This is a genomic window from Limosilactobacillus pontis DSM 8475, from assembly GCF_001435345.1.
In the GTDB taxonomy this organism is placed as follows: Bacteria; Bacillota; Bacilli; order Lactobacillales; family Lactobacillaceae; genus Limosilactobacillus; species Limosilactobacillus pontis.
This window is the reverse complement of sequence record NZ_AZGO01000008.1, coordinates 46179-69817: the sequence shown is the minus strand read 5'-3', so window position 1 is coordinate 69817 and position 23639 is coordinate 46179. Positions and strand designations below refer to the sequence as shown.

The 23639-nt window shown below is 47.8% G+C and carries 35 protein-coding genes; 34 read left to right on the top strand and 1 reads right to left on the bottom strand.

From position 1 onward, the window contains the following. Nucleotides 1-14: 14 nt before the first annotated feature. Together rpoC and FD34_RS00885 are read left to right on the top strand one after the other, a co-directional pair. A complete protein-coding gene (gene rpoC / locus FD34_RS00890) occupies nucleotides 15-3650 on the top strand; it encodes a DNA-directed RNA polymerase subunit beta' (protein WP_057805863.1) in 3636 nt (1211 codons plus the stop codon). 73 nt (nucleotides 3651-3723) lie between these two features. Next, complete coding sequence (locus FD34_RS00885; protein ID WP_057805861.1) at nucleotides 3724-4902, top strand: DUF998 domain-containing protein; 1179 nt, start codon at nucleotides 3724-3726, stop codon at nucleotides 4900-4902. Nucleotides 4903-4941: 39 nt separating this feature from the next. Here the strand turns inward: FD34_RS00885 and FD34_RS00880 are convergent, their stop codons facing one another. Then, nucleotides 4942-5622, bottom strand: coding sequence for a prepilin peptidase (locus tag FD34_RS00880; RefSeq protein ID WP_057805859.1), 681 nt, complete (start codon nucleotides 5620-5622; stop codon nucleotides 4942-4944). A 253-nt stretch (nucleotides 5623-5875) separates the two neighbouring features. Here FD34_RS00880 and rpsL point away from each other — a divergent pair, with 253 nt between their 5' ends. The 32 genes from rpsL to rplQ all read left to right on the top strand — a co-directional run bounded on the left by rpsL (nucleotide 5876) and on the right by rplQ (nucleotide 23577). After that, on the top strand, nucleotides 5876-6289 hold the full coding sequence (gene rpsL, locus FD34_RS00875; RefSeq protein ID WP_057805858.1) for a 30S ribosomal protein S12: 414 nt from the start codon (nucleotides 5876-5878) through the stop codon (nucleotides 6287-6289). Nucleotides 6290-6309: 20 nt separating this feature from the next. Next, the gene (rpsG, locus tag FD34_RS00870; RefSeq protein ID WP_057805856.1) at nucleotides 6310-6780 is read left to right on the top strand and encodes a 30S ribosomal protein S7; all 471 of its coding nucleotides are present in this window, start codon (nucleotides 6310-6312) and stop codon (nucleotides 6778-6780) included. A gap of 132 nt (nucleotides 6781-6912) precedes the next feature. Next, a complete protein-coding gene (gene fusA, locus FD34_RS00865) occupies nucleotides 6913-9003 on the top strand; it encodes an elongation factor G (RefSeq protein WP_057805854.1) in 2091 nt (696 codons plus the stop codon). A 561-nt stretch (nucleotides 9004-9564) separates the two neighbouring features. After that, a complete protein-coding gene (gene rpsJ, locus FD34_RS00860) occupies nucleotides 9565-9873 on the top strand; it encodes a 30S ribosomal protein S10 (protein ID WP_057805852.1) in 309 nt (102 codons plus the stop codon). Nucleotides 9874-9922: 49 nt separating this feature from the next. Next, entirely contained in the window at nucleotides 9923-10585 is a 663-nt protein-coding gene (rplC, locus tag FD34_RS00855) for a 50S ribosomal protein L3 (protein ID WP_057805849.1), read from the top strand. A gap of 21 nt (nucleotides 10586-10606) precedes the next feature. Further along, the gene (gene rplD / locus FD34_RS00850; protein ID WP_057805847.1) at nucleotides 10607-11230 is read left to right on the top strand and encodes a 50S ribosomal protein L4; all 624 of its coding nucleotides are present in this window, start codon (nucleotides 10607-10609) and stop codon (nucleotides 11228-11230) included. Further along, the gene (gene rplW / locus FD34_RS00845) at nucleotides 11230-11526 is read left to right on the top strand and encodes a 50S ribosomal protein L23 (protein WP_057805844.1); all 297 of its coding nucleotides are present in this window, start codon (nucleotides 11230-11232) and stop codon (nucleotides 11524-11526) included. The genes rplD and rplW overlap by 1 nt, the downstream gene beginning before the upstream one ends. A 25-nt stretch (nucleotides 11527-11551) precedes the next feature. Next, nucleotides 11552-12397 (top strand): 50S ribosomal protein L2, encoded by an 846-nt coding sequence (gene rplB, locus FD34_RS00840; RefSeq protein WP_057805840.1) that lies wholly within the window; start codon nucleotides 11552-11554, stop codon nucleotides 12395-12397. Nucleotides 12398-12431: 34 nt separating this feature from the next. Next, on the top strand, nucleotides 12432-12710 hold the full coding sequence (rpsS, locus tag FD34_RS00835; protein WP_057805838.1) for a 30S ribosomal protein S19: 279 nt from the start codon (nucleotides 12432-12434) through the stop codon (nucleotides 12708-12710). Between the two features lie 17 nt (nucleotides 12711-12727). Next, nucleotides 12728-13075, top strand: a complete 348-nt coding sequence (gene rplV, locus FD34_RS00830) for a 50S ribosomal protein L22 (RefSeq protein ID WP_057805836.1) — start codon at nucleotides 12728-12730, stop codon at nucleotides 13073-13075. 12 nt (nucleotides 13076-13087) lie between these two features. After that, on the top strand, nucleotides 13088-13753 hold the full coding sequence (gene rpsC / locus FD34_RS00825) for a 30S ribosomal protein S3 (RefSeq protein WP_057805834.1): 666 nt from the start codon (nucleotides 13088-13090) through the stop codon (nucleotides 13751-13753). Nucleotides 13754-13756: 3 nt separating this feature from the next. Beyond that, nucleotides 13757-14191, top strand: coding sequence for a 50S ribosomal protein L16 (gene rplP / locus FD34_RS00820; protein ID WP_057805832.1), 435 nt, complete (start codon nucleotides 13757-13759; stop codon nucleotides 14189-14191). Beyond that, a complete protein-coding gene (rpmC, locus tag FD34_RS00815) occupies nucleotides 14181-14387 on the top strand; it encodes a 50S ribosomal protein L29 (RefSeq protein WP_057805829.1) in 207 nt (68 codons plus the stop codon). Before rplP ends, rpmC begins: the two co-directional genes overlap by 11 nt. A 24-nt stretch (nucleotides 14388-14411) precedes the next feature. After that, on the top strand, nucleotides 14412-14678 hold the full coding sequence (rpsQ, locus tag FD34_RS00810; RefSeq protein WP_057805827.1) for a 30S ribosomal protein S17: 267 nt from the start codon (nucleotides 14412-14414) through the stop codon (nucleotides 14676-14678). A gap of 63 nt (nucleotides 14679-14741) precedes the next feature. Continuing rightward, nucleotides 14742-15110, top strand: coding sequence for a 50S ribosomal protein L14 (gene rplN / locus FD34_RS00805; protein WP_003714461.1), 369 nt, complete (start codon nucleotides 14742-14744; stop codon nucleotides 15108-15110). Nucleotides 15111-15144: 34 nt separating this feature from the next. After that, the gene (rplX, locus tag FD34_RS00800) at nucleotides 15145-15453 is read left to right on the top strand and encodes a 50S ribosomal protein L24 (protein WP_057805826.1); all 309 of its coding nucleotides are present in this window, start codon (nucleotides 15145-15147) and stop codon (nucleotides 15451-15453) included. Between the two features lie 28 nt (nucleotides 15454-15481). Then, nucleotides 15482-16024, top strand: coding sequence for a 50S ribosomal protein L5 (rplE, locus tag FD34_RS00795; RefSeq protein ID WP_057805825.1), 543 nt, complete (start codon nucleotides 15482-15484; stop codon nucleotides 16022-16024). A gap of 15 nt (nucleotides 16025-16039) precedes the next feature. Next, nucleotides 16040-16225 (top strand): type Z 30S ribosomal protein S14, encoded by a 186-nt coding sequence (locus tag FD34_RS08290; RefSeq protein WP_003664547.1) that lies wholly within the window; start codon nucleotides 16040-16042, stop codon nucleotides 16223-16225. A gap of 31 nt (nucleotides 16226-16256) precedes the next feature. Beyond that, nucleotides 16257-16655, top strand: coding sequence for a 30S ribosomal protein S8 (gene rpsH, locus FD34_RS00790; RefSeq protein WP_057805823.1), 399 nt, complete (start codon nucleotides 16257-16259; stop codon nucleotides 16653-16655). Between the two features lie 28 nt (nucleotides 16656-16683). Next, on the top strand, nucleotides 16684-17220 hold the full coding sequence (gene rplF, locus FD34_RS00785; protein WP_057805822.1) for a 50S ribosomal protein L6: 537 nt from the start codon (nucleotides 16684-16686) through the stop codon (nucleotides 17218-17220). 56 nt (nucleotides 17221-17276) lie between these two features. Next, the gene (gene rplR, locus FD34_RS00780) at nucleotides 17277-17642 is read left to right on the top strand and encodes a 50S ribosomal protein L18 (protein WP_057805820.1); all 366 of its coding nucleotides are present in this window, start codon (nucleotides 17277-17279) and stop codon (nucleotides 17640-17642) included. Between the two features lie 22 nt (nucleotides 17643-17664). Continuing rightward, nucleotides 17665-18174, top strand: coding sequence for a 30S ribosomal protein S5 (gene rpsE / locus FD34_RS00775; protein WP_057805818.1), 510 nt, complete (start codon nucleotides 17665-17667; stop codon nucleotides 18172-18174). 14 nt (nucleotides 18175-18188) lie between these two features. After that, on the top strand, nucleotides 18189-18371 hold the full coding sequence (gene rpmD, locus FD34_RS00770) for a 50S ribosomal protein L30 (protein WP_047767366.1): 183 nt from the start codon (nucleotides 18189-18191) through the stop codon (nucleotides 18369-18371). 32 nt (nucleotides 18372-18403) lie between these two features. Continuing rightward, a complete protein-coding gene (gene rplO, locus FD34_RS00765) occupies nucleotides 18404-18838 on the top strand; it encodes a 50S ribosomal protein L15 (protein WP_057805816.1) in 435 nt (144 codons plus the stop codon). Nucleotide 18839: 1 nt separating this feature from the next. Further along, nucleotides 18840-20159 (top strand): preprotein translocase subunit SecY, encoded by a 1320-nt coding sequence (gene secY, locus FD34_RS00760; protein ID WP_057805814.1) that lies wholly within the window; start codon nucleotides 18840-18842, stop codon nucleotides 20157-20159. After that, entirely contained in the window at nucleotides 20156-20812 is a 657-nt protein-coding gene (locus tag FD34_RS00755; RefSeq protein ID WP_057805812.1) for an adenylate kinase, read from the top strand. Before secY ends, FD34_RS00755 begins: the two co-directional genes overlap by 4 nt. Before the next feature lie 133 nt (nucleotides 20813-20945). Beyond that, nucleotides 20946-21164, top strand: coding sequence for a translation initiation factor IF-1 (infA, locus tag FD34_RS00750; RefSeq protein ID WP_003664537.1), 219 nt, complete (start codon nucleotides 20946-20948; stop codon nucleotides 21162-21164). 33 nt (nucleotides 21165-21197) lie between these two features. Continuing rightward, nucleotides 21198-21317: a 50S ribosomal protein L36 gene (gene rpmJ, locus FD34_RS08285; protein ID WP_003714521.1), complete on the top strand. Its 120-nt coding sequence runs from the start codon at nucleotides 21198-21200 to the stop codon at nucleotides 21315-21317. A 30-nt stretch (nucleotides 21318-21347) separates the two neighbouring features. Continuing rightward, nucleotides 21348-21713 carry a 30S ribosomal protein S13 gene (gene rpsM / locus FD34_RS00745; RefSeq protein WP_057805809.1) on the top strand — a complete coding sequence of 122 codons (366 nt, stop codon included), beginning with the start codon at nucleotides 21348-21350 and terminating at the stop codon, nucleotides 21711-21713. A gap of 35 nt (nucleotides 21714-21748) precedes the next feature. After that, entirely contained in the window at nucleotides 21749-22138 is a 390-nt protein-coding gene (gene rpsK / locus FD34_RS00740) for a 30S ribosomal protein S11 (protein ID WP_057805807.1), read from the top strand. 78 nt (nucleotides 22139-22216) lie between these two features. Further along, on the top strand, nucleotides 22217-23161 hold the full coding sequence (locus FD34_RS00735) for a DNA-directed RNA polymerase subunit alpha (protein WP_057805805.1): 945 nt from the start codon (nucleotides 22217-22219) through the stop codon (nucleotides 23159-23161). Between the two features lie 32 nt (nucleotides 23162-23193). Further along, a complete protein-coding gene (gene rplQ, locus FD34_RS00730; protein WP_057805804.1) occupies nucleotides 23194-23577 on the top strand; it encodes a 50S ribosomal protein L17 in 384 nt (127 codons plus the stop codon). Nucleotides 23578-23639 lie beyond the last annotated feature (62 nt).

The following is a 23639-nucleotide window of genomic DNA, read 5'->3' as shown; positions in this document are numbered from 1 at the left end:
AGGAGGAACATCCTTTGATTGATGTCAATAAATTTGAAAGCATGCAGATCGGTCTGGCATCTCCAGATAAGATCCGTAGCTGGTCTTACGGTGAAGTAAAGAAGCCGGAGACCATCAACTACCGGACGCTGAAGCCAGAGAAGCAGGGTCTGTTTGACGAACGAATCTTTGGCCCAACTAAGGACTACGAGTGTGCTTGTGGAAAGTACAAGCGGATTCGTTACAAGGGTCGGATTTGTGACCGTTGTGGGGTTGAGGTTACCAGTTCCAAGGCTCGTCGTGAACGGATGGGTCACATCGAGCTGGCTACACCGGTTTCTCACATCTGGTACTTTAAGGGGATCCCAAGCCGGATGGGCCTGGTCCTGGACATGAGCCCACGCTCTTTGGAAGAAGTCATTTACTTTGCTTCCTACGTAGTGCTCGATCCTGGTGACACCCCGCTGGAGAAGAAACAATTGCTCTCCGAAGCCGAATACCGTGACAAGAAGGCTGAATTCGGCAACCGGTTCACTGCTGAGATGGGTGCTGCGGCAATCAAGAAGCTGCTCGCCGACGTGGACCTGGATAAGGAAGCTAAGGAACTCAAGAAAGAGCTGAAGGAAGCCACCGGGCAAAAGCGGACGCGGGCAATCCGGCGTTTGGATATCCTGGAAGCCTTCATCAAGTCTGGCAACAAGCCGGAATGGATGGTCATGGATGTTATCCCGGTTATGCCACCGGACCTGCGTCCAATGGTTCAACTGGAAGGTGGCCGGTTCGCTACTTCTGACTTGAACGATCTCTACCGGCGGGTTATCAACCGGAATAACCGTCTGAAGCGGCTGCTCAAGCTGCAGGCCCCTAATATCATCGTTCAAAACGAAAAGCGGATGCTACAGGAAGCCGTTGACGCCCTGATCGATAACGGTCGGCGGGGTCGTCCGGTTGCTGGTCCTGGTAACCGTCCGCTGAAGTCCCTGTCCCACCTGCTCAAGGGTAAGCAGGGACGGTTCCGTCAGAACCTGCTTGGTAAGCGTGTTGACTACTCTGGTCGTTCCGTTATCGATGTTGGTCCATCCCTGAAGATGAACCAGATGGGTCTGCCAGTACCGATGGCCCTCGAGCTGTTCAAGCCATTCATTATGCACGAGCTGGTTAAGCGGGGACTGTCCGCCAACGTTAAGGCGGCTAAGCGCAAGATTGACCGTCGTGATGACGATGTCTTCGATGTATTGGAAGACGTCATCAAGGAACACCCAGTATTACTGAACCGGGCACCTACTCTGCACCGGCTTGGTATCCAAGCCTTCGAACCAATCCTGGTTTCCGGGAAGTCCATGCGGTTGCACCCACTGGTATGTACCGCCTACAACGCCGACTTCGATGGTGACCAGATGGCCATTCACGTACCGTTGTCTGATGAGGCCCAGGCTGAAGCTCGGTTGCTGATGCTGGCTGCCCACCATATCCTGAGCCCACGTGACGGTGAACCAATTGTGTCCCCATCCCAGGATATGGTTATCGGTAACTACTACATGACCACTGAAGATAAGGGTCGTGAAGGTGAAGGGATGATCTTCAAGGATACCGATGAAGCTGAGATGGCCTACAAGAACGGTTACGTTTCCCTGCAGACTCGGGTTGGTGTTCAGGTATCATCATTCCCTGGCAAGCCATTCACCGACGAACAACGCGGTCGGATCATGGTAACGTCCGTTGGTAAGCTCCTCTTCAACCGGATCATGCCAAAGGACTTTGCTTACATCAATGAACCAACCGATGCCAACATTCATGAAGGGGTCGCTGACAAGTTCTTCCTTGAACCTGGCGAAGACATCCATGAATACCTTGAGAACGCACCGCTGGTTCCACCATTCAAGAAGGGCTTCCTGTCTGACTTGATTGCCGAAGTCTACAAGCAGTACAAGGTTACCAAGACCTCCCAGTTCCTGGACCGGATCAAGGACCTTGGTTACTACGAATCCACGATTTCTGGCTTGACCACTGCCATGTCTGATATTCATGACCTGCCTGAAAAGCCGGAGATCATCAAGAACGCCCGTAAGCAGGTGGCCCTAATCACCAAGCAGTTCCGGCGTGGCCTGATCACAGATGACGAACGGTACGAGCGGGTTATCGCGGCTTGGAACGATGCCAAGGATGAGGTACAAAACAAGCTGATTGAGCACATGGATATTCACAACCCAATCAACATGATGTCCGACTCTGGTGCGCGTGGTAACATCTCTAACTTTACCCAGTTGGCTGGGATGCGTGGCCTGATGGCCTCGCCAAACGGTAAGATCATGGAGCTGCCAGTCCTGTCCAACTTCTACGAAGGACTGTCCGTTCTGGAAATGTTCCTGTCCTCACACGGTGCTCGTAAGGGGATGACTGATACTGCCTTGAAGACCGCCAACTCAGGTTACCTGACCCGGCGGCTGGTCGATGTTGCTCAAGACGTGGTTGTTCGCGAAAAGGACTGTGGCACGGATCGTGGCCTGGAAGTTACTGCCATCACCAACGGTAACGAAATGATTGAACCACTGTACGACCGGATCATGGGCCGCTACACGATGAAGTCCGTCTTCGACCCGAAGACCGGTGAGAAGATCGTTGGCAAGAATGTTCTGATCGACGAGAACATGGCTCAGAAGATCGTCGACGCCGGGGTTAAGAAGGTTACGATTCGTTCTGCCTTCACTTGCAACACCGAACATGGTGTCTGCGAACGCTGCTACGGCCGGAACGCCGCTACTGGTGACCGGGTTGAAGCTGGTGAAGCCGTTGGGACGGTTGCCGCACAATCAATCGGTGAACCAGGTACCCAGCTGACCTTACGGAACTTCCACACTGGTGGTGTTGCCGGTAACGACGATATCACCCAAGGGCTCCCTCGTGTGCAAGAAATTGTGGAAGCCCGGAACCCGAAAGGTCGGGCAACGATCACCGAGGTTACCGGTGAGGTTGTCTCAATCGAAGAGAACCCGGCTGAACGGACCAAGGACGTTACCGTCAAGGGTGAAACCGATACTCGGACCTACACTCTGCCGATCACGGCCCGAATGCGGGTGGCCGAAGGTGACTTTATTCACCGTGGAACGGCCCTCAACGAAGGTTCCATCGACCCTAAGGAACTGATTCGGGTTCGGGATGTCCTGTCCACCGAAACCTACCTGTTGGCTCAGGTTCAGGGTGTTTACCGGATGCAGGGGATTGACCTGCTTGATAAGCACGTTGAAATCATGATTCGGCAGATGATGCGCAAGGTTCGGGTCATGGATCCAGGTGACACCGACCTCCTGCCAGGTCAATTGATGGATATCGGTCAATTCCGTGAAGCTAACAAGCCAACCCTGTACGCTGGTGGGATCCCAGCAACTGCTCGTCCGGTTATCCTTGGGATTACCAAGGCGGCGCTTGAAACCAACAGTTTCCTGTCTGCTGCTTCCTTCCAAGAGACGACCCGGGTACTTACCGACGCTGCTATTCGTGGTAAGAACGACCCATTGGTTGGTCTGAAGGAAAATGTTATCATTGGTAAGATCATTCCAGCCGGGACTGGGATGCCAACCTACCGAAATATTAAGCCAAAGGAAGTCAGTGTCGCCGCTTACTCCATCAAGGACCTTGAGGCCAAGATGAAAGAGGAAGACAAGCAAAACTAGGCTTGTGGATAAGTTAAGAGAAGAGGCTGGTAAGTTACTTACCGGCCTCTTTTGTTGTGAGTGAGGTGTCTATTTGACTAAAAAATATCAAATTGAAATCCCCAAGGCGGCCCTTGAGCAGACTGACTTTCAACCGGGCGACCACTTGGCCTTGAGCGTCAATCATAAACAGATTGACGTCCGGTCGGCCCGGGTGATTGATCAGCTGCCGCAGATTGTCTTTTGGTGGTATGCCCTACCGGCTGCGGTAGTCACCCTGATCTTCTATGCCTTCTTCCGCCAGCGAAACGCCGTCCACCCGATCCCACTGACGGGGAGTGACTATTCGCTGGCTAATGGGACGATGTTTCTCGGGGTGATCTCGGGGCTGGTGCTCTTTATCACCACTTTCATTGTGGAAAAGGTGAAGAAGACCGGGCCAACCAAGGACTTCTACTGGCGAAGCTTGCCACCCCTGGCGATTGCCTGTGGATTAATTATGGTTTTTTCCTTCTCGGCTTTCTTTTGGCTGCTCGGTCAGATGTTTGCCAACGCCAGTTTTGATCTTTATACGACGACGGTCTTTGCCTTTGTAATCTTCGCCGCGGTCAACTATGTGATGATCAACCTGGCGATGACCCTGACTTCTGGAGTGGTCACCAACCTGCTGACGATCATGATCATCGGCGGAATGCTCTTTTCAATGCTGACCAATTCATCACGGGACTGGTGGAAGCACAACTTCAGCTTCCTTGGCACCGTGGAGAACTCCGCCAGCCTTCAATTCAATGTTACCCTGATCTTCTCGGGATTGTTGATGCTGACCCTGGTTGACTACCTATTTGTCAACCTGCAGAAGCGTTACCGGGGCTGGCAGGTACTGACCCTCCGCTGGCTTTTGTACATGCTGTCGGCCTGCATTGCCTCGATTGGCCTCTTTCCCAATGATCCCCAGTTTCACATCTTGCATGACCGGGTATCGATGTGGTTGGTCTACATCATGCTGATCCTGATCGTGTTGGTTCGCTGGCTATTACCAGAGGTGACCCGGCAGTTTTTGATCCTTTCCTATGTTATGGGGGCGTTAATGGGCCTGGAGTATATTATCTTTAAGCTCAGCAACTACCTATCGTTGACGGCCTTTGAGTTGCTTGAGTTTGGCCTCGCCTTCTCCTGGCTGTTACTGCTCTTGCAGAACATCGAAAATCTGGCCCGCTTTGGTCACAACCTCTTCCTGGTGAAGATCACCCCGGTTGAGGATAAAACTAAATAGGTTATGAAATTGGTCACGGTCCTGGTTGCCGTGGCCTTTTTAGTAACTGATCAAAATGATTAGCGTGGCCAGACAGAGGGCTGGCAAGAAGGGGAGCCGGGCCCGGTGGTTGTGGAAAAATACGGGGAGGGTGAACAGGCAGGCTAAGAGGGTAATCATGGCAGTATGCTCGGTCCCGAGAGCACCGAGGAGGATGGCGATGAAAAGGACGTCCCCGTCGCCGAGCCAGTGGTAGTGAACAACCATGATGGTAAGCAGGATAAGAAAGATGGTCCCGATGAGCAGGTCGAGCGGATCAGGAACGGTCCAGCCAGGTATAAGCAGGGGGAGGGGGAGGAGGCCGACCAAGCTGAGCGGGTATAAGTACTGGTAGAAGTAGTCACAGCTGGCAATGAAAAGGAGGGCCTGGATTACCAGGACTGCTAGTAGGCTGTGGAAAAGATCCGGTCCGGCGAGCACCCAGGCAAATAATCCACAGGTTAATTCACAGAAAGGGTCGTAGACAGTGATATGTTCCCGGCAGAAATGACAGCGCCCGCCCTGGACAACCCAACCGATGAGGGGAAATAGCTGCCACCAGGTGAGGGGATGATGGCAGTGGTCACAATAAGACCGTGCCGGCGACCAGGGGGACTGCCCGCTGCCAGACCGCTGGGCGCAGAGGGTGGTGAACGAGGCAAGAACAACGGCGATGATGGTGACGAATAGCTTGGTAAACATGACAAAAACCTCCTATAATAAATAGACGTGGTTTATAGTGTCTGGCGCCAAAATAAATCTGGTGATCGCGTTGACATTCATTTGGGGACGTGATAGTCTATTTAAGGTGCTTTTTTAGCAACGGAGTGTCTGTCGTTGGGCAGACTTTTGCGTCAACGAAGGCACGACAATCTAATAACCATCCAGCAATTTTTTTATTCATCAAAAAGAACCACCTGGATGTGTGGACTTAAAACAAGGAAGGGGAAAAATTATGCCAACCATTAACCAATTGGTACGTAAGGGCCGTAAGAGCCACAAGGGCAAGTCAAAGTCACCAGCTCTTGGCTATGTTTACAACACGTTTAAGAAGGAAGAAGTCAAGGTGCCAGCTCCACAAAAGCGTGGGGTTGCTACCCGTGTTGGTACCATGACTCCTAAGAAGCCAAACTCAGCGCTGCGGAAGTACGCCCGTGTACGTCTTTCCAACCTGATCGAAGTTACTGCTTACATTCCTGGTATTGGCCACAACCTCCAAGAGCACTCAGTTGTTTTAATTCGTGGTGGTCGTGTTAAGGACTTGCCAGGGGTTCGTTACCACATCATCCGTGGTACCCTTGATACTGCCGGTGTTGAAGGCCGGATGCAATCACGGTCCAAGTACGGTACTAAGAAGCCTAAGAAGTAATTTTAAGGAGGAGTTAAGTAATGCCACGTAAAGGACATGTACAAAAGCGTGAAATTTTACCAGATCCAGTGTACAACTCAAAGCTGGTTACGAGCTTAATCGACCGTCTGATGGTTGATGGTAAGCGTGGGACTGCTACGAAGATCTTATACGCAGCCTTCGACCAAATTAAGGAAGAAACTGGTAACGATCCAGTTGAGGTTTTCCAACAAGCAATGGAAAACGTTATGCCAGTTCTTGAAGTTAAGGCTCGTCGTGTTGGTGGTTCTAACTACCAAGTTCCGATCGAAGTTCGTCCAGAACGGCGGACCACGTTGGGTCTTCGTTGGATTGTTCAATACGCACGGCTGCGTGGGGAACACACTATGGTTGAACGGCTTTCCCGTGAAATCATCGATGCTTCCAACAACACCGGTGCTTCAGTTAAGAAGCGTGAAGACACTCACCGGATGGCAGAAGCTAACCGTGCCTTTGCACACTACCGCTGGTAATCATCGGCAATTGAAACCAGTTGCCTGACTGGTTACAATAAAGGGGTGACGTAGTTGATTGATAACCGTCATCCCTTTTTCTAAAAATGGCGATTATAAGATATTATCTTTCGGAAGGAGATACACTTTAAGATGGCTAACAAACGTGAATATCCACTTGCTAAGACGCGTAACATCGGTATCATGGCCCACATCGATGCCGGTAAGACGACTGCCACTGAGCGGATTCTTTACTACACCGGTAAGATTCACAAGATTGGTGAAACCCACGATGGTGCTTCACAAATGGACTGGATGGATGAAGAAAAGGAACGTGGTATCACCATCACGTCCGCTGCCACCACGGCCGTTTGGAAGGACTACCGGATTAACATCATCGATACCCCAGGACACGTGGACTTCACTGTCGAAGTTGAACGTGCATTGCGGGTGCTTGATGGTGCCGTAACGGTCCTCGATGCCCAAGCCGGGGTTGAACCACAGACCGAAACAGTTTGGCGTCAAGCCGACCAATTCAACGTTCCACGGATCGTCTTCGCTAACAAGATGGACAAGGTTGGTGCCAACTTTGACTACTCTGTTCAAACGATCAAGGACCGTCTGAACGTTACCCCACTTCCGATCCAAATGCCAATTGGTGCGGAAGACACCTTCTCTGGTGTTGTTGACCTGGTTAAGATGGTTGCCTACGTTTACGACGAAGATAAGCTGGGTACCAACTGGGACACCGTTGACATTCCGGATGACATGAAGGACGAAGCCCAAAAGCGTCACGATGCCATGATCGAAACGCTGGCGGACATCGACGACAATATCATGGAGAAGTACCTTGAGGGTGAAGACATTTCCGTCGATGAAATCAAGGCTGCTATCCGTAAGGGAACCCTGGAAGAAAAGCTCTTCCCAGTACTTGCTGGTTCTGCCTACAAGGATAAGGGTATCCAAATGATGCTTGACGCCGTTATCGACTACCTGCCATCACCACTGGATGTTAAGCCATTCGTTGCCCACGACGCTGATGGTAACGAAGTTGAACTGACTGCCGGTGATGACAAGCCATTCGCTGCCCTGGCCTTCAAGATCGCCACCGACCCATTCGTTGGTCGTCTGACCTTCTTACGTGTTTACACTGGTTCACTGCAATCCGGTTCATACGTTCTGAACGCCACTAAGGACAAGCGTGAACGTATCGGTCGTCTGCTGCAAATGCACTCTAACCAACAACACGAAATCCCAGAAGTGTTCTCTGGTGATATCGCCGCTGCTATCGGTCTGAAGAACACCACGACTGGTGACTCCCTGACCAACCCTGATCACCCACTGCAACTTGAATCAATGGACTTCCCTGACCCAGTTATCCAGGTTTCCGTTGAACCAAAGTCTAAGGCTGACCAGGACAAGATGGACAAGGGTCTGCAAAAGCTGGCCGAAGAAGACCCAACCTTCAAGGCTGAGACTAACCCTGAAACTGGTGAAACTTTGATCGCCGGGATGGGTGAACTGCACCTGGACATCATTGTTGAACGTCTGCGTCGTGAATTCCACGCCGAAGTTACCGTTGGTAAGCCACAAGTATCCTACCGTGAAGCATTTACCAAGCAGGCAAGTGCCCAAGGTAAGTTCGTTCGTCAGTCTGGTGGTAAGGGTCAATACGGTGATGTATGGATTGAATTTACGCCACTAAAGGAAGGGGAAGGCTTCGAATTTGAAGACGCCATTGTCGGTGGTGTTGTTCCTCGTGAATTCATCCCTGCCGTTGAACAAGGTTTGAAGGAAGCTATGCAAAACGGTGTCCTGGCCGGTTACCCACTGGTTGACATGCACGCTAAGCTCTACGATGGTAGTTACCACGAAGTCGACTCTAGTGAAGCGGCCTTCAAGGTTGCCGCATCCCTCGCTCTGAAGAATGCTGCTAAGAAGGCGGACCCAGTTATCCTTGAACCAATCATGAAGGTTGACATCGTTGTCTCACAAGACAACATGGGTGACGTCATGGGTCAAGTAACTGCTCGTCGTGGGACCATCGATGGGATGGAAGAACGTGGTAACGCTCAACTGATCCACTCATTCGTTCCGCTGTCAGAAATGTTCGGTTACGCTACTGCCCTGCGTTCTGCTACCCAGGGTCGTGGTACCTTCACGATGACCTTCGACCACTACTCAGCTGTTCCTAAGTCAGTTCAAGAAGATATCATCAAGAAGAGCGGTAAGGGCAACGACTAGTTCGCTGTCATGACCGAATAAAGAAGATCGGTTTTAAACCGGTTTTTTTTATTTTTAAAGTCATTTTGTTGATGAAGTGAAGCTGGCAGCACACGGATTATAGTTACCCATTGTTACCAGGCTGGTAGAGCTTCCCAGATGTCTAAGGACATCGACTGCATTGCGGCGCTGTTGGCGATCATTTTCCATCTAGCGCTGCCTAAATGCGCCTAAATTTAATTTATATACAGTAGGAAAGATCGTTGAGGAGAAATTAGGCTCCATTATTGACGGTTTCTTAAAAATTTTGAAGAAATTGTCGAGACTTTGAAACCGATTTTACTTTACAAGAAGATTTCAATCAAAATTAATTGCATTAAACACTTGATATGACGGCGATTCTTTAGTATTATGGATAGGTGCTTGAGCGTTGGTGGGTAGATTTGCCCTACCCCCATGGGAGTTTAAGCTGCGAAGCGTTGATGCGGAAGGTTGCGACACACCCGGCCGCTTTGCCACAGGATGTGGCGGTAATTTCCGCGGAGCTAGTCAAATTTTAAATCTGATGAAGGAGGGAACATAATGGCAAAACAAAAGATTCGTATTCGGTTAAAGGCTTATGAACACCGTATCCTCGACCAATCTGCTGATAAGATTGTTGATACCGCTAAGCGGACAGGTGCTCAAATCTCAGGTCCTATCCCGTTACCAACTGAACGGACTATCTACACGGTTATCCGTTCACCACACAAGTTCAAGAAGTCTCGGGAACAATTTGAAATGCGGACCCACAAGCGTTTGATCGACATCATCGACCCAACCCCAAAGACGGTTGACTCACTGATGAAACTCGACCTGCCAAGTGGTGTTGACATCGAAATCAAGTTGTAATTATTTCTTACTTTATTAAAACGAAAAACATTAAATTGGAGGTGTACTCATGGCCAAAGGAATCTTAGGTAAAAAGGTTGGTATGACTCAAGTCTTCACTGATAACGGTGAATTGGTACCAGTTACTGTTATTGACGTAACGCCAAACGTTGTTATGCAAATCAAGACCGTTGAAAACGATGGTTACAACGCCGTTCAACTCGGTTTTGACGACAAGCGCGAAATCTTGAGCAACAAGCCTGAACAAGGTCATGCAGCAAAAGCAAACACGACCCCTAAGCGCTTCATCGGTGAAATCCGTGACGCTGAATTAGGGGATGACATCAAGGTTGGAGATGAAGTTAAGGCTGACGTCTTCTCTGAAGGTGAAACTGTCGACGTTACGGGTGTTACCAAGGGTCATGGTTACCAAGGTAACATTCACAAGGACAACCAATCACGTGGTCCTATGGCTCACGGTTCTCGTTACCACCGTCGTCCAGGTTCTCTGGGTGCAATCATTAACCGGGTATTCAAGGGTATGAAGCTCCCAGGCCGGATGGGTAACAAGACTGTTACTATGCAACACTTACAAGTTGTTAAGGTCGACCTCGACAACAACGTATTACTGATTAAGGGTAACGTTCCTGGCGCTAACAAGTCATACGTTACGATTAAGAACTCTGTGAAGGCTAACACCAAGAAGAGCCTGAGCAAGCAACACAACAAATAATAAGAAAGGAGGAAGTAAATAATGACTAGCGTTAATTTGTACAAGCAAGATGGTAGCCAAAACGGCACCATTGAACTGAACGCAGCGGTATTTGGTGTTGAACCAAACCAAAACGCTGAATTTGATGCTATCCTGCGTCAACGTGCTTCATTGCGTCAAGGTACTCACGATGTTAAGAATCGTTCAGCTGTTAGCGGTGGTGGTAAGAAGCCATGGCGTCAAAAGGGTACTGGTCGTGCTCGTCAAGGTTCAATCCGTTCACCACAATTCCGTGGCGGTGGTATTGTCTTTGGCCCTACCCCACGTTCCTACAAGTACAGCCTTCCTCGCAAGGTTCGTCAACTGGCTATCAAGTCAGCTCTCTCCCAAAAGGTTCTGGACGACAGCTTAGTAGTTGTTGACTCCCTGAGCTTCGACGCACCAAAGACGAAGGACTTTGCAGCTGCCTTAGACAACTTGAAGGTTGCCGAAAAGGCACTGATCGTTGTTACTGACGATGACAAGAATGCTGCTTTATCTGCTCGCAACCTGGCTAATGCAACCGTTGTTACGCCAGCTGGTGTTAACATCTTAAACGTTGTTGACGCTCAAAAGGTTGTCATCACTAAGTCAGCTCTTTCTCAAGTAGAGGAGGTGCTCGCATAATGGAAGCACGCGAAATTATTTTACGTCCAGTTGTCACTGAAGCTTCAATGGCTGGCATGGACGACAAGCGTTATACGTTCGATGTTGATTTACGAGCAACCAAGACCCAGGTCAAGAACGCGGTTGAAGAAATCTTCGGCGTTAAGGTTGTTAAGGTAAACATCATGAACGTTAAGGGTAAGAAGAAGCGTCAAGGCCGTTACGTTGGTTACACTAAGCGCCGTCGTAAGGCAATCGTTACGCTCTCTGCCGATTCTGATGAAATTAAGCTGTTCAACGACAACAGTGAAAACTAATCATTAAAAAAAGGAGGAAAACACAGTGGGAATTCGTAAGTACAAACCTACTACTAACGGTCGCCGGAACATGAACGGTTACGACTTCGCCCAAATCACGAAGAGTACCCCTGAAAAGTCATTGCTGGCACCATTGAAGAGTACTGCTGGTCGTAACAGTTACGGTCACATTACTGTTCGTCACCGTGGTGGTGGAGTTAAGCGTCAATACCGGATCATTGACTTTAAGCGGATCAAGGATGATGTTCCTGCAACGGTTAAGACCATTGAATATGACCCTAACCGGACTGCTAACATCGCTCTGCTTGGTTACGCTGATGGTACTAAGTCATACATCATTGCTCCTAAGGGCTTGAAGGTTGGTATGACGGTTCAATCCGGTCCAGATGCTGATATCAAGGTTGGTAATGCCCTTCCATTGAAGAACATTCCAGTTGGTACTGTTATTCACAACATTGAATTAAAGCCAGGCAAGGGTGGTCAACTCGCCCGTTCAGCTGGTGCTTCTGCACAACTGCTTGGTAAGGAAGAAAAGTACGTCTTAGTTCGTCTCTCATCCGGTGAAGTTCGGATGGTTCTGGCTACCTGCCGTGCCACGATTGGTACTGTTGGTAACGACGAACACGCCCTGCTAATCAAGGGTAAGGCTGGTCGTACGCGTTACGCAGGTCAACGTCCACACGTTCGTGGTTCTGTAATGAACCCTAACGATCACCCACATGGTGGTGGTGAAGGTAAGCAACCTGTTGGTTTACCATCACCTCTGTCTCCATGGGGTAAGAAGACCGTTGGTAAGAAGACCCGTTCACACAAGGCTCGTTCAAACAAGTTCATTGTTCGTGGTCGGAAGCGCGGTCCACATACTCGTTAATTTACGTTTTATTACCCGAGAGGAGGTACACTAAATGGGTCGTAGTTTGAAGAAGGGGCCTTTCGCTGACGCTTCATTATTGAAGAAGGTCGAAGCTCAAAAAGATTCCGAAAAGAAGACTGTCATCAAGACATGGTCACGTCGTTCAACCATTTTCCCAAGCTTTATTGGCTACACTTTTGCTGTTTACGATGGTCGGAAGCACGTACCAGTTTACGTTCAAGAAGACATGGTTGGCCACAAGTTAGGTGAATTCGTACCAACGCGGACTTTCCATGGTCACGCTACCGATGACAAGAAGACTGGTAAGTAAGGAGGGTGAATTAATAAATGGCTGAAAACATTACATCCGCTAAGGCAACTGCCAAGATGGTTCGGGTTGCACCCCGTAAGGCTCGTTTTGTGTTAGATGCAATTCGCGGCAAGAGTGTTGCTGAAGCATTTGCTATTCTGAAGTTCACCAGCCGCGGTGCCGCTTCAGATGTTGAAAAAGTATTAAAATCTGCTGTTGCAAACGCTGAAAACAACTTTGACTTAGATCGTGCATCTTTGGTTGTTAGCGAAGCTTATGCGAACGAAGGACCAACCTTAAAGCGGTTCCGTCCACGTGCAAAGGGTTCTGCTTCACCAATCAACAAGCGGACTAGTCACATCACAGTGGTTGTTACAGAACGATAGGAGGAATGAATAGTGGGTCAAAAGATCAATCCTAATGGTTTTCGTGTCGGAGTCATTCGCGATTGGACTGCAAAGTGGTACGCTGACAAGAACTTTGCCGACTATCTGAACGAAGACCTTCGGATCCGTAAGTACATCGAAAAGCGACTTGCTGATGCCTCTGTATCAACCGTTGAAATTGAACGTGCCGCTAACCGCGTCAACGTTTCAATTCACACTGCCAAGCCAGGAATGGTTATTGGTAAGGGTGGTTCAGAAGTTGAAGCACTTCGCAAGGAATTAAACAAGTTAACTGGCAAGCGTGTCCACATCAACATTGTGGAAATCAAGAAGCCAGACTTGGATGCACACCTTGTTGGTGAAAGCATTGCTCGTCAACTGGAAGCGCGGATTGCCTTCCGTCGTGCAATGCGTGGAGCAATGCAACGCGCAATGCGTGCCGGTGCTAAGGGTATCAAGACTCAAGTTGCTGGTCGTCTGAACGGTGCCGACATGTCTCGGGTTGAATCATACTCAGATGGTACTGTTCCGCTTCACACACTCCGTGCAGACATTGATTACTCTTGGGATGAAGCTAACACTACTTACGGTGTCCTTGGTGTTAAAACCTGGATCTACCGCGGTGAAGTTCTTCCTGCCAAGAAGAATGAAAATGATGATGAACAAGGAGGGAAGTAAAACATGCTAGTACCAAAGCGAGTAAAGCACCGTAAGGTTCAACGTGGTCACATGCGTGGTGAAGCTAAGGGTGGCAAGACTGTTACCTTTGGTGACTACGGTTTGCAAGCCCTTGATTCTCATTGGATCAGCAACCGTCAAATCGAAGCTGCCCGTATCGCTATGACCCGTTACATGAAGCGTGGTGGGAAGGTTTGGATCAAGATCTTCCCTCAACTTTCCTACACCAGCAAGGGTGTTGGTGTCCGGATGGGTAATGGTAAAGGTGCTCCAGAAGGCTGGGTTGCCCCAGTTAAGCGCGGCAAGGTTATGTTCGAAGTAGGGGGCGTTTCTGAAGAAGTCGCTCATGAAGCTTTGCGTCTTGCCGGTCACAAGTTGCCAGTTCGCACTAAGATCGTACAACGTGAGGAAGTAGGTGGACAATCTAATGAAAAGTAAAGATTACGTACAAGAACTGAATGGATTAACCACTGACAAGCTACTTGACCGTGAGAAGGAATTGAAGGAACAATTGTTTAACTTACGTTTCCAGTTAGCAACCGGCCAATTGGAAAACACTGCAAGTCTGAAGCAAGTACGTAAGGACATTGCACGGGTTAAGACAGTTCTTCGTCAACAACAATTAAACAAATAAGAATACGAAAAGGAGGATTAGCGCATGAGTGAAGAACGTAATGCACGTAAGGTTTACCAAGGTCGCGTTGTTTCTGACAAGATGGACAAGACCATCACTGTCGTAGTTGACACTTACAAGAGTGCTCCTGTCTACGGCAAGCGTGTACGTTACTCAAAGAAGTACTACGCACATGACGAAAACAACGAAGCTAAGACCGGCGACACTGTACAAATCATGGAAACTCGGCCACTGTCAGCTAAGAAGCGTTTCCGTCTTGTAAAGATTGTCGAAAAGGCTGCTACCCTTTAATTAGCAGATAACTCTTAAATTCGTATTCTAATTCTTATTTGTAAATGGAAGGAGGACCTAACCGTGATTCAACAGGAAAGTCGGTTGAAAGTCGCTGATAACTCCGGTGCGCGCGAAATCTTAGTTATCAAGATTTTGGGTGGTTCCCGAGTTAAGACTGGTAATATTGGTGACATTATTGTTGCTACTGTAAAGCAGGCAACACCAGGTGGCGTTGTTAAGAAGGGTGACGTTGTTAAGGCCGTTGTCGTACGGACTAAGCATGGTCTGCACCGTAAGGATGGTTCATACATCAAGTTTGATGAAAACGCCGCTGTTCTGATTAACAATGACAAGAGCCCTAAGGGTACCCGTATTTTTGGCCCAATCGCTCGTGAGCTCCGTGGTGATGACTTCATGAAGATCGTCTCACTCGCTCCAGAAGTTCTGTAAGATTTAACCAAGAATAAGGAGGTGCACAATCAACATGTTCATTAAGACAGGTGACAAAGTTCGCGTTATCGCCGGTAAGGACAAGGGTAAGGAAGGTAGCGTTAAGAAGATCTTAGCTGCTGAAAACCGCGTTGTCGTTGAAGGCATTAACAAGATCAAGAAACATCAAAAGCCAAACAACGCTAACCCAAACGGTGGTGTTATCGATACTGAAGCTCCAATCAACGCTTCAAACGTAATGCTGATTGATCCTTCAACTAACGAACCAACCCGTGTCGGTTACAAGTTTGTTGATGGTAAGAAGGTTCGCGTTGCCAAGAAGTCAGGCAAGACCCTCGACTAATATTTGAAGAAAGGAGGAAAAACGACTAATGGAAAACCGTTTGAAAGCTAAATACGAAAGCGAAATTCGCCCAGCCTTAATTGAAAAGTTCAACTACTCTTCAGTTATGCAAGCCCCAAAGATTGACAAGATTGTTTTGAACATGGGTGTTGGTGATGCTACTACCAACTCAAAGAACCTGGATGAAGCTGTTGAAGAACTTAGCCTTATCGCTGGTCAAAAGCCACTGATTACCAAGGCTAAGAAGTCGATTGCCGGCTTCCGTCTTCGTGAAGGTATGGCAATTGGTGCCAAGGTTACCCTGCGTGGTGAACGGATGTACGATTTCTTGGACAAGTTAATCAACGTTGCTCTGCCACGGGTTCGTGACTTCCACGGTGTAAGCAACAAGGCCTTCGATGGTCGTGGTAACTACACCCTCGGTATTCGTGAACAATTAATTTTCCCAGAAATTGATTACGACAAGGTAAATCGTGTTCGTGGTTTGGACGTTGTAATCGTAACGACTGCTCAAAGTGATGAAGAATCACACGAATTACTTGCCAAGCTCGGCATGCCATTTGCTAAATAAAGGAGGTTCCACAAATTGGCTAAAAAATCAATGATTGCTAAGTGCAACCGTCCCGCTAAGTTCTCAAGTCGTGAATACACACGTTGTGCTCGTTGTGGACGTCCGCACTCAGTTTACCGTAAATTCCACCTATGCCGGATTTGCTTACGAGAACTTGCCCACAAGGGACAAATTCCTGGTTTGAAGAAGGCTAGCTGGTAAACAAATCACCGACAAAAGGAGGAAAACATCGATGTCTATGAGTGATCCAATTGCAGATTTCTTAACTCGTATTCGTAACGCTAACATGGCCCAACACGAATCAGTTGAGGCACCTGCATCAAAGATGAAGAAGGACATCGCTGAAATCTTGAAGAACGAAGGTTTCATTCGCGATGTTGAATATGTTGACGATAACAAGCAAGGCATCATCCGAGTATTCTTGAAGTACGGAAACGACGGTCAACGCGTTATTTCCGGCTTGAAGCGGATCTCAAAGCCTGGTTTACGCTCATACGTTAAGGCTGACGCTGTGCCAAAGGTTCTTAACGGTTTAGGTATTGCCATTATCTCAACATCTGAGGGTGTTGTGACTGACAAGGTTGCTCGCGCCAAGAACATTGGTGGCGAAGTTATCGCCTACGTTTGGTAATATTAATAATTAGTTAGGAGGTGTACGCATGAGTCGTATTGGTTACAAGGAAATTGACCTGCCAAAGGGCGTTGAAATATCACAAGATGGTAACGTGGTAACTGTTAAGGGGCCTAAGGGTACCTTATCTCGTGAAATCTCACCATTGATCAAGATGACCGTTGCCGACAACGTTGTTAAGTTTGATCGTGATGGCGATTCCAACAAGTTGAAGATGATCCACGGTACTACCCGGGCTAACGTTAACAACATGGTTGAAGGTGTTGTTGATGGTTACAAGAAAGTTCTGAAGCTCGTCGGTGTTGGTTACCGTGCACAATTCAAGGGTAACAAGCTGATCTTGACTGTTGGTTACTCCAACCCAGTTGAAATCGACAAGCCGGAAGATGTTGACATCAAGGTGCCAGATAACACCACGATCGAATTGAGCTCAATCAACAAGGAACACCTTGGTGATTTTGCTGCGCAAGTTCGTGCTGTTCGTTCACCTGAACCATACAAGGGTAAGGGTATTCGTTACGAAAACGAACACATCATCCGTAAGGAAGGTAAGACTGGTAAGTAATCTGATTAGGTTATTCTATCAGCGATTTATAATTAACATAAAATATTCAATAAGAGGTGACTATTGTGATTTCTAAACCAGATAAGAACAAGATCCGTCAACGCCGTCACATGCGCGTTCGCGGTAAGATTTCTGGTACTGCGGAGCGCCCACGCTTAAGTGTTTACCGTTCAAACAAAAACATTTACGCTCAATTAATTGATGACGTAAAGGGTGTGACGCTCGCTAGTGCCTCCACTATGGACAGTGAAGTTAGTGGCAAGACGAAGACTGAGCAAGCTAGTGGTGTTGGTGCCTTAATCGCCAAGCGTGCGGTTGCTAAGAACATCAGCAACGTTGTCTTCGATCGTGGTGGGTACCTCTACCACGGCCGTGTTGAAGCATTAGCTGACGCTGCTCGTGAAAACGGACTTAAATTCTAAAAAGAAGGAGGAATAACCTGCAATGACATCATCAGAATTCATTGATCCAGCAAAGTTGGACTTAGACGATCAAGTTGTTGCCATCAACCGGATTACCAAGGTTGTTAAGGGTGGTCGCCGGATGCGGTTTGCTGCCTTAGTAATCGTTGGTGATCGTAAGGGTCACGTTGGTTTCGGTACTGGTAAGGCCCAAGAAGTTCCGGAAGCCATCCGGAAGGCCCAAGCTACTGCTGAAAAGAACCTGATCACTGTGCCAATCGTTGGTACGACTATTCCACACGAAGTTATCGGTGTATACGGCGGTGGAAAGATCATGTTGAAGCCAGCCGTTGAAGGTTCCGGGGTTGCTGCCGGTGGTGCGGTACGTAACGTCATGGACCTTGCTGGTGTAGCTGATGTTACTTCAAAGCGTCTTGGTTCCAACACTCCTGTTAACGTTGTTCGTGCAACGTTTGAAGGTTTGAAGCACTTGAAGAGTGCTGAAGAAGTTGCCAAGCTTCGTGGCGTTTCAGTTGACCACTTGGCAGAATAAGGAGGGCACTAATTATGGCTAAAGTTAAAGTTACCTTAATCCACAGTGTTGCCCACCGTGAACCAACCCAACGTAAGACCGTTAAGGCATTGGGCCTGGGCAAGATCGGCAGTTCTAACATCCTGCCAGACAACGCCGCAACACGTGGTCAAATTTTCAAGGTTGCACACTTAGTTTCCATCGAAGAAGTTAAGTAATTACAATTAAATAATAAGGAGGTGCCTACTAAATGAAGTTAAATGAATTGAAGCCTGCAGAAGGTTCTCGTTCAAAGCGTCTTCGTAAGGGTCGTGGCCTGTCATCTGGTCATGGTTTTACTTCCGGACGTGGTACGAAGGGTCAAAAGGCTCATGGTAAGACTCGTCTGGGCTTTGAAGGGGGCCAAATGCCACTCTACCGGCAAATCCCAAAGCGTGGTTTCACCAACATTAACCGCAAGGAATACGCTATTGTTAACTTGACTGCATTGAACAAGTTCGATGACGGTACTGAAGTTACCCCACAAGTCCTGATGGAAAGTGGTCTGGTCAAGAACTTGAAGAGCGGTGTTAAGGTTCTTGGTAGTGGTAAGCTTGAGAAGAAGTTAACTGTTAAGGCTAACAAGTTTTCCGCTTCTGCAGTTTCTGCCATTGAAGCTGCTGGCGGTAAAACTGAGGTGATGTAATTTGTTCAAAGCCGTCAAGAATGCACTCGGGGTTAAGGATATTCGTAAGAAGATTCTGTTCACCCTGTTTGTATTGATTGTTTACCGAATTGGGGCGGCTATCACTGTTCCTGGAGTTAATGCTGCTGCACTGCAGGAGATTTCCTCGACCGGGTTAGCATCGATCCTCAATACTTTTAGTGGTGGTGGCTTGGAAAACTACTCATTGTTTGCAATGGGTGTTTCCCCATACATTACCGCTCAAATTGTTGTTCAACTGCTGCAGATGGACATTGTCCCGCGGTTTGTTGAATGGAGTAAGCAGGGTGAAGTTGGACGGCGAAAGTTGAATCAAGCAACTCGGTGGTTGACGATTGTGTTGGGGTTCATCCAATCGATCGGGATCACCGCCGGGTTTAATGCCTTGAGTTCAATCCACTTGGTTAACCATCCCGGGGTTCAGACCTATCTGACCATCGGATTGATCTTAACCGCTGGTACAATGTTTGCTACTTGGATGGGTGACATGATCACGGAACGGGGCCTTGGTAACGGGGTTTCCGTCATCATCTTCGCCGGGATTGTTGCACAGATGCCGGGTGGAATTCGGCAACTCTGGGATGATCAAATTGCGGGTGAATCTGGTTCCGCCCTCTGGATGGGAATCGGCTTCATCGCCTTAGTAGTTATTGCATTAGTCATTATTGTGGCATTCGTCACTTGGGTTCAACAGGCCGAGCGGCGGTTGCCAATTCAATATACTCGTCGGACAACCACTTCACCATCAAGTAGTTATCTACCATTAAAGATTAATGTTTCTGGAGTTATCCCAGTTATCTTCGCGGGTTCCTTCATTTCGACGCCGCAGACCATCCTGATGGCGTTCCAACAGAACCACGGTGGAGATACCTGGTACCAAGTTATGTCAACAATTTTTAATATGCAGTCTGGTCCGGGGATTACCCTTTACATTCTGCTGATTGTTGTCTTTACCTTTTTCTACGCCTTTGTTCAGGTTAATCCCGAAAAGCTGGCCGAGAACTTGCAGAAGCAAGGCAGTTACATTTCAGGTGTTCGTCCTGGAAAGGGAACGCAGGGATATGTTTCGTCACTGCTGATGCGCTTGAGCACGGTCGGTTCACTGATTCTGGGGTTGATCTCGTTAATCCCACTGGTTGCAAGTAACGTTTGGAACCTCAGCCAATCAATCGGTCTTGGTGGTACTAGTTTACTGATCATTGTTCAAATTGCATTGGATCTGGTTCGGCAATTGAATGGTTTAACCATGAAGCGCGAATACATTGGATTTATTCGTGAACCTGAAGGAGGAAATGAAAAATGAGTATGAATCTTGTTTTAATGGGTTTGCCTGGTGCTGGTAAGGGTACCCAAGCTCAGAAGATTGTGGAAGACTTCGACATTCCTCACATCTCAACCGGTGATATTTTCCGGGCGGCGATCAAGAATGAAACGCCGATGGGGCTCGAAGCCAAGAAGTACATCGATAAGGGTGAGCTTGTTCCAGACGAAGTCACTAATGGTATCGTCAAGGAACGGTTAGCGCAGGACGACACCAAGAACGGCTTCATGCTTGATGGTTTTCCTCGTAATCTTAACCAAGCAGCTGCCTTGGATAAGATGTTAGCTGAGAGTGACCGTCACTTAGATGCAGTCATCAACATCCACGTTGAACCGGATGTATTGGTTGAACGTCTGAGTGGCCGGTTCATCTGTCGCAACTGTGGAGCAACTTACCACAAGGTTTACAACCCAACCAAGGTTGAGGGAACCTGTGATGTTTGTGGCGGCCACGAATTCTACCAACGTGACGATGATAAGCCGGCAACGGTTAAGAATCGTCTTGATGTTAACATCAAACTGAATACACCACTGGTAGATTACTACCAAAAGCAAGGCGTTTTGCACACGATCGATGGTCAACAGGACATCGACAAGGTTTACGACGACGTCAAGAAAGTGCTTAATAATCTTTAATGCGGGTTATGCCTTGCGAAGTGTGGCTAGTTATGCTAAACTAGGCAAGGTTTATCTAGCTGACAGTGGGAAGTGACCGCACTTCCCACCGTTTTTACGTAATTTTCTTGATTAGGCAAGGAGGAACCATTCCGTGGCAAAAGCCGATGTGATTGAAGTAGAGGGTAAAGTTACCGAAACTTTGCCTAATGCGATGTTTAAAGTTGAACTGGAAAACGGAGCTGAGATCTTAGCCCACGTTTCCGGTAAGATTCGGATGCACTACATCAAGATCTTACCTGGTGACCGGGTTAAGGTTGAAATGTCCCCTTATGACCTGACCAAGGGTCGGATCACGTTCCGGTTTAAGTAGTAGTTAACAGGAACTCTCTAGGAGGATTTAATAATGAAAGTAAGACCATCAGTCAAGCGGATGTGCGAGCACTGCAAGATCGTTAAGCGTCATGGACGTGTTATGGTTATTTGCTCTGCAAACCCTAAGCACAAGCAGCGTCAAGGTAAGTAATAAAATTAATTAAGAACGGAGGTGCAATAAATGGCTCGTATTGCAGGTGTCGATTTACCTCGTGACAAGCGTATCGTAATCGGCTTAACTTATATTTACGGTATTGGTGATTCTCGTGCAAAGAAGATCCTTGAAAATGCCGGTGTTTCAGAAGACATTCGTGTTCGTGATTTGACTCCAGATCAAGAAGAAAAGATCCGTGCACAAGTCGACCAAATCCAAGTGGAAGGTGACTTGCGTCGTGAAGTTTCCATGAACATCAAGCGGCTCCAAGAAATTGGTTCATACCGTGGTATGCGTCACCGTCGTGGTTTGCCTGTTCGTGGTCAACACACGAAGAACAACGCCCGGACTCGTAAGGGTAAGGCCGTTACCATCGCAAACAAGAAGAAGTAATTAGATTATATTAAAAAAGGAGGTTAGTACTAGATATGGCAACCAAAAAGGGTACGCGTAAGCGTCGTGCAAAAAAGAACGTTGAAACTGGTGTTGCCCACATTCACTCAACGTTCAACAACACTTTGATCATGATCACTGATGTTCAAGGTAACGCTGTTGCTTGGTCATCAGCCGGTGTTTTAGGCTTCAAGGGTAGTCGTAAGTCTACGCCATTCGCTGCTCAGATGGCATCAGAAGCTGCTGCTAAGCAAGCAATGGAACACGGTATGAAGACCGTTGAAGTTGAAGTTAAGGGTCCAGGTTCCGGTCGTGAATCTGCCATCCGTGCTCTTCAAACAACTGGTTTGGAAGTTACTGTTATTCGTGATGTAACTCCAGTCCCACACAATGGTTCTCGTCCTCCAAAGCGTCGTCGTGTTTAATTGACATTGTTGGTATTTCCAGCAATTGCCTTTTCGTCTCAAATGCGAACCACGTTTTGAAAGGGGTACAGGGATAGAATGATCGAATTTGAAAAGCCAAACATTCACAAAATTGAAGAGACTGATAACTACGGCAAGTTTGTTGTAGAACCACTTGAACGCGGTTATGGAACTACTCTTGGTAATTCATTAAGACGTGTACTGCTGGCTTCACTCCCGGGTGCAGCAATCACCAGTATGCAAATTGATGGGGTTTTGCATGAATTTAGCACCGTTGAAGGTGTTACTGAAGATGTGACCCAAATTATCTTAAATCTTAAGAAGGTTTCCTTGAAGATCAACTCCGAGGATCAAAAAGACCTCGAACTTGATGTTAAGGGGCCGGCCGAAGTAACCGCCGCCGACATCCAGGGTGATGGGGAAGTCACTATCTTAAACCCTGACCTGCACATTGCAACTGTTGCTGATGGTGCGGAATTACACATTAAGATGACAGCTGATAAAGGTCGCGGTTACCTTTCTGCTAATGATAACAAGGCCCGGATGGAAGATCTTGCCATCGGTGTATTACCAATTGATTCCATCTATACCCCAATCGAACGTGTAAATTACACTGTCGAAAATGCACGTGTTGGTCAACGCAACGACTACGATAAGTTGACTTTGGATGTTTGGACTGACGGTTCATTAACACCTACTGAAGCGGTGAGCCTTGGGGCCAAGATTTTGACCGAACACCTGGCAATTTTTGTGGATCTGACTGAGGAAGCACAAAATTCCCAAGTGATGGTTGAAAAGGAAGAGACCCACAAGGAAAAGATGCTCGAAATGACAATTGAGGAATTGGACCTCTCAGTACGGTCATACAACTGCCTCAAGCGTGCTGGCATCAACACCGTCAAGGAATTAACTGATCGGACCGTTTCTGACATGATGAAGGTTCGGAACTTAGGACAGAAGTCATTAGAAGAAATTAAGCTTAAGTTAAATGATCTCGGTGTTTCATTCCGCCAAGATGATTAATTAACACCAATTGCAAAGGAGGGAACCACTTCATGAGTTACCGTAAATTAGGACGTACAAGTTCACAACGTAAAGCTTTATTACGTGATTTAACTACTGATTTAATTGTTAATGGTCAAATTACCACTACCGAAGCACGGGCTAAGGAAGTTCGTAAGACTGCTGATAAGATGATCACGCTTGCCAAGCATGGTGATCTTGCATCCCGGCGTAAGGCTGCTGCTTACCTTCGGAACGTCGTTGCTGACGTTAAGGAAGATGGCGACAACATTCGGATTCAATCTGCTCTTCAACACCTGTTTGAAGAACTTGCTCCAAAGTATGCTGACCGTCAAGGTGGTTACACGCGGATTCTGAAGACGATGCCTCGTCGTGGTGACGGCGCACCAATGGTTATTTTGGAATTCGTTGACTAATTTCTTGTCGACCAATAACTAAATACGTAATAAAGAATCACTATCATTGGTGGTATAGAGCG

Bases quoted from the DNA above. Each gene is read 5' to 3' on its own strand.
- FD34_RS00880 (WP_057805859.1), bottom strand. From the start codon at position 5,622: ATGTTTACCAAGCTATTCGTCACCATCATCGCCGTTGTTCTTGCCTCG.
- rpsL (WP_057805858.1), top strand. From the start codon at position 5,876: ATGCCAACCATTAACCAATTGGTACGTAAGGGCCGTAAGAGCCACAAG.
- rpsG (WP_057805856.1), top strand. From the start codon at position 6,310: ATGCCACGTAAAGGACATGTACAAAAGCGTGAAATTTTACCAGATCCA.
- fusA (WP_057805854.1), top strand. From the start codon at position 6,913: ATGGCTAACAAACGTGAATATCCACTTGCTAAGACGCGTAACATCGGT.
- rpsJ (WP_057805852.1), top strand. From the start codon at position 9,565: ATGGCAAAACAAAAGATTCGTATTCGGTTAAAGGCTTATGAACACCGT.
- rplC (WP_057805849.1), top strand. From the start codon at position 9,923: ATGGCCAAAGGAATCTTAGGTAAAAAGGTTGGTATGACTCAAGTCTTC.
- rplD (WP_057805847.1), top strand. From the start codon at position 10,607: ATGACTAGCGTTAATTTGTACAAGCAAGATGGTAGCCAAAACGGCACC.
- rplW (WP_057805844.1), top strand. From the start codon at position 11,230: ATGGAAGCACGCGAAATTATTTTACGTCCAGTTGTCACTGAAGCTTCA.
- rpsS (WP_057805838.1), top strand. From the start codon at position 12,432: ATGGGTCGTAGTTTGAAGAAGGGGCCTTTCGCTGACGCTTCATTATTG.
- rplV (WP_057805836.1), top strand. From the start codon at position 12,728: ATGGCTGAAAACATTACATCCGCTAAGGCAACTGCCAAGATGGTTCGG.
- rplP (WP_057805832.1), top strand. From the start codon at position 13,757: ATGCTAGTACCAAAGCGAGTAAAGCACCGTAAGGTTCAACGTGGTCAC.
- rpmC (WP_057805829.1), top strand. From the start codon at position 14,181: ATGAAAAGTAAAGATTACGTACAAGAACTGAATGGATTAACCACTGAC.
- rpsQ (WP_057805827.1), top strand. From the start codon at position 14,412: ATGAGTGAAGAACGTAATGCACGTAAGGTTTACCAAGGTCGCGTTGTT.
- rplX (WP_057805826.1), top strand. From the start codon at position 15,145: ATGTTCATTAAGACAGGTGACAAAGTTCGCGTTATCGCCGGTAAGGAC.
- rplE (WP_057805825.1), top strand. From the start codon at position 15,482: ATGGAAAACCGTTTGAAAGCTAAATACGAAAGCGAAATTCGCCCAGCC.
- rpsH (WP_057805823.1), top strand. From the start codon at position 16,257: ATGTCTATGAGTGATCCAATTGCAGATTTCTTAACTCGTATTCGTAAC.
- rplF (WP_057805822.1), top strand. From the start codon at position 16,684: ATGAGTCGTATTGGTTACAAGGAAATTGACCTGCCAAAGGGCGTTGAA.
- rpsE (WP_057805818.1), top strand. From the start codon at position 17,665: ATGACATCATCAGAATTCATTGATCCAGCAAAGTTGGACTTAGACGAT.
- rpmD (WP_047767366.1), top strand. From the start codon at position 18,189: ATGGCTAAAGTTAAAGTTACCTTAATCCACAGTGTTGCCCACCGTGAA.
- rplO (WP_057805816.1), top strand. From the start codon at position 18,404: ATGAAGTTAAATGAATTGAAGCCTGCAGAAGGTTCTCGTTCAAAGCGT.
- FD34_RS00755 (WP_057805812.1), top strand. From the start codon at position 20,156: ATGAGTATGAATCTTGTTTTAATGGGTTTGCCTGGTGCTGGTAAGGGT.
- rpmJ (WP_003714521.1), top strand. From the start codon at position 21,198: ATGAAAGTAAGACCATCAGTCAAGCGGATGTGCGAGCACTGCAAGATC.
- rpsM (WP_057805809.1), top strand. From the start codon at position 21,348: ATGGCTCGTATTGCAGGTGTCGATTTACCTCGTGACAAGCGTATCGTA.
- rpsK (WP_057805807.1), top strand. From the start codon at position 21,749: ATGGCAACCAAAAAGGGTACGCGTAAGCGTCGTGCAAAAAAGAACGTT.
- FD34_RS00735 (WP_057805805.1), top strand. From the start codon at position 22,217: ATGATCGAATTTGAAAAGCCAAACATTCACAAAATTGAAGAGACTGAT.
- rplQ (WP_057805804.1), top strand. From the start codon at position 23,194: ATGAGTTACCGTAAATTAGGACGTACAAGTTCACAACGTAAAGCTTTA.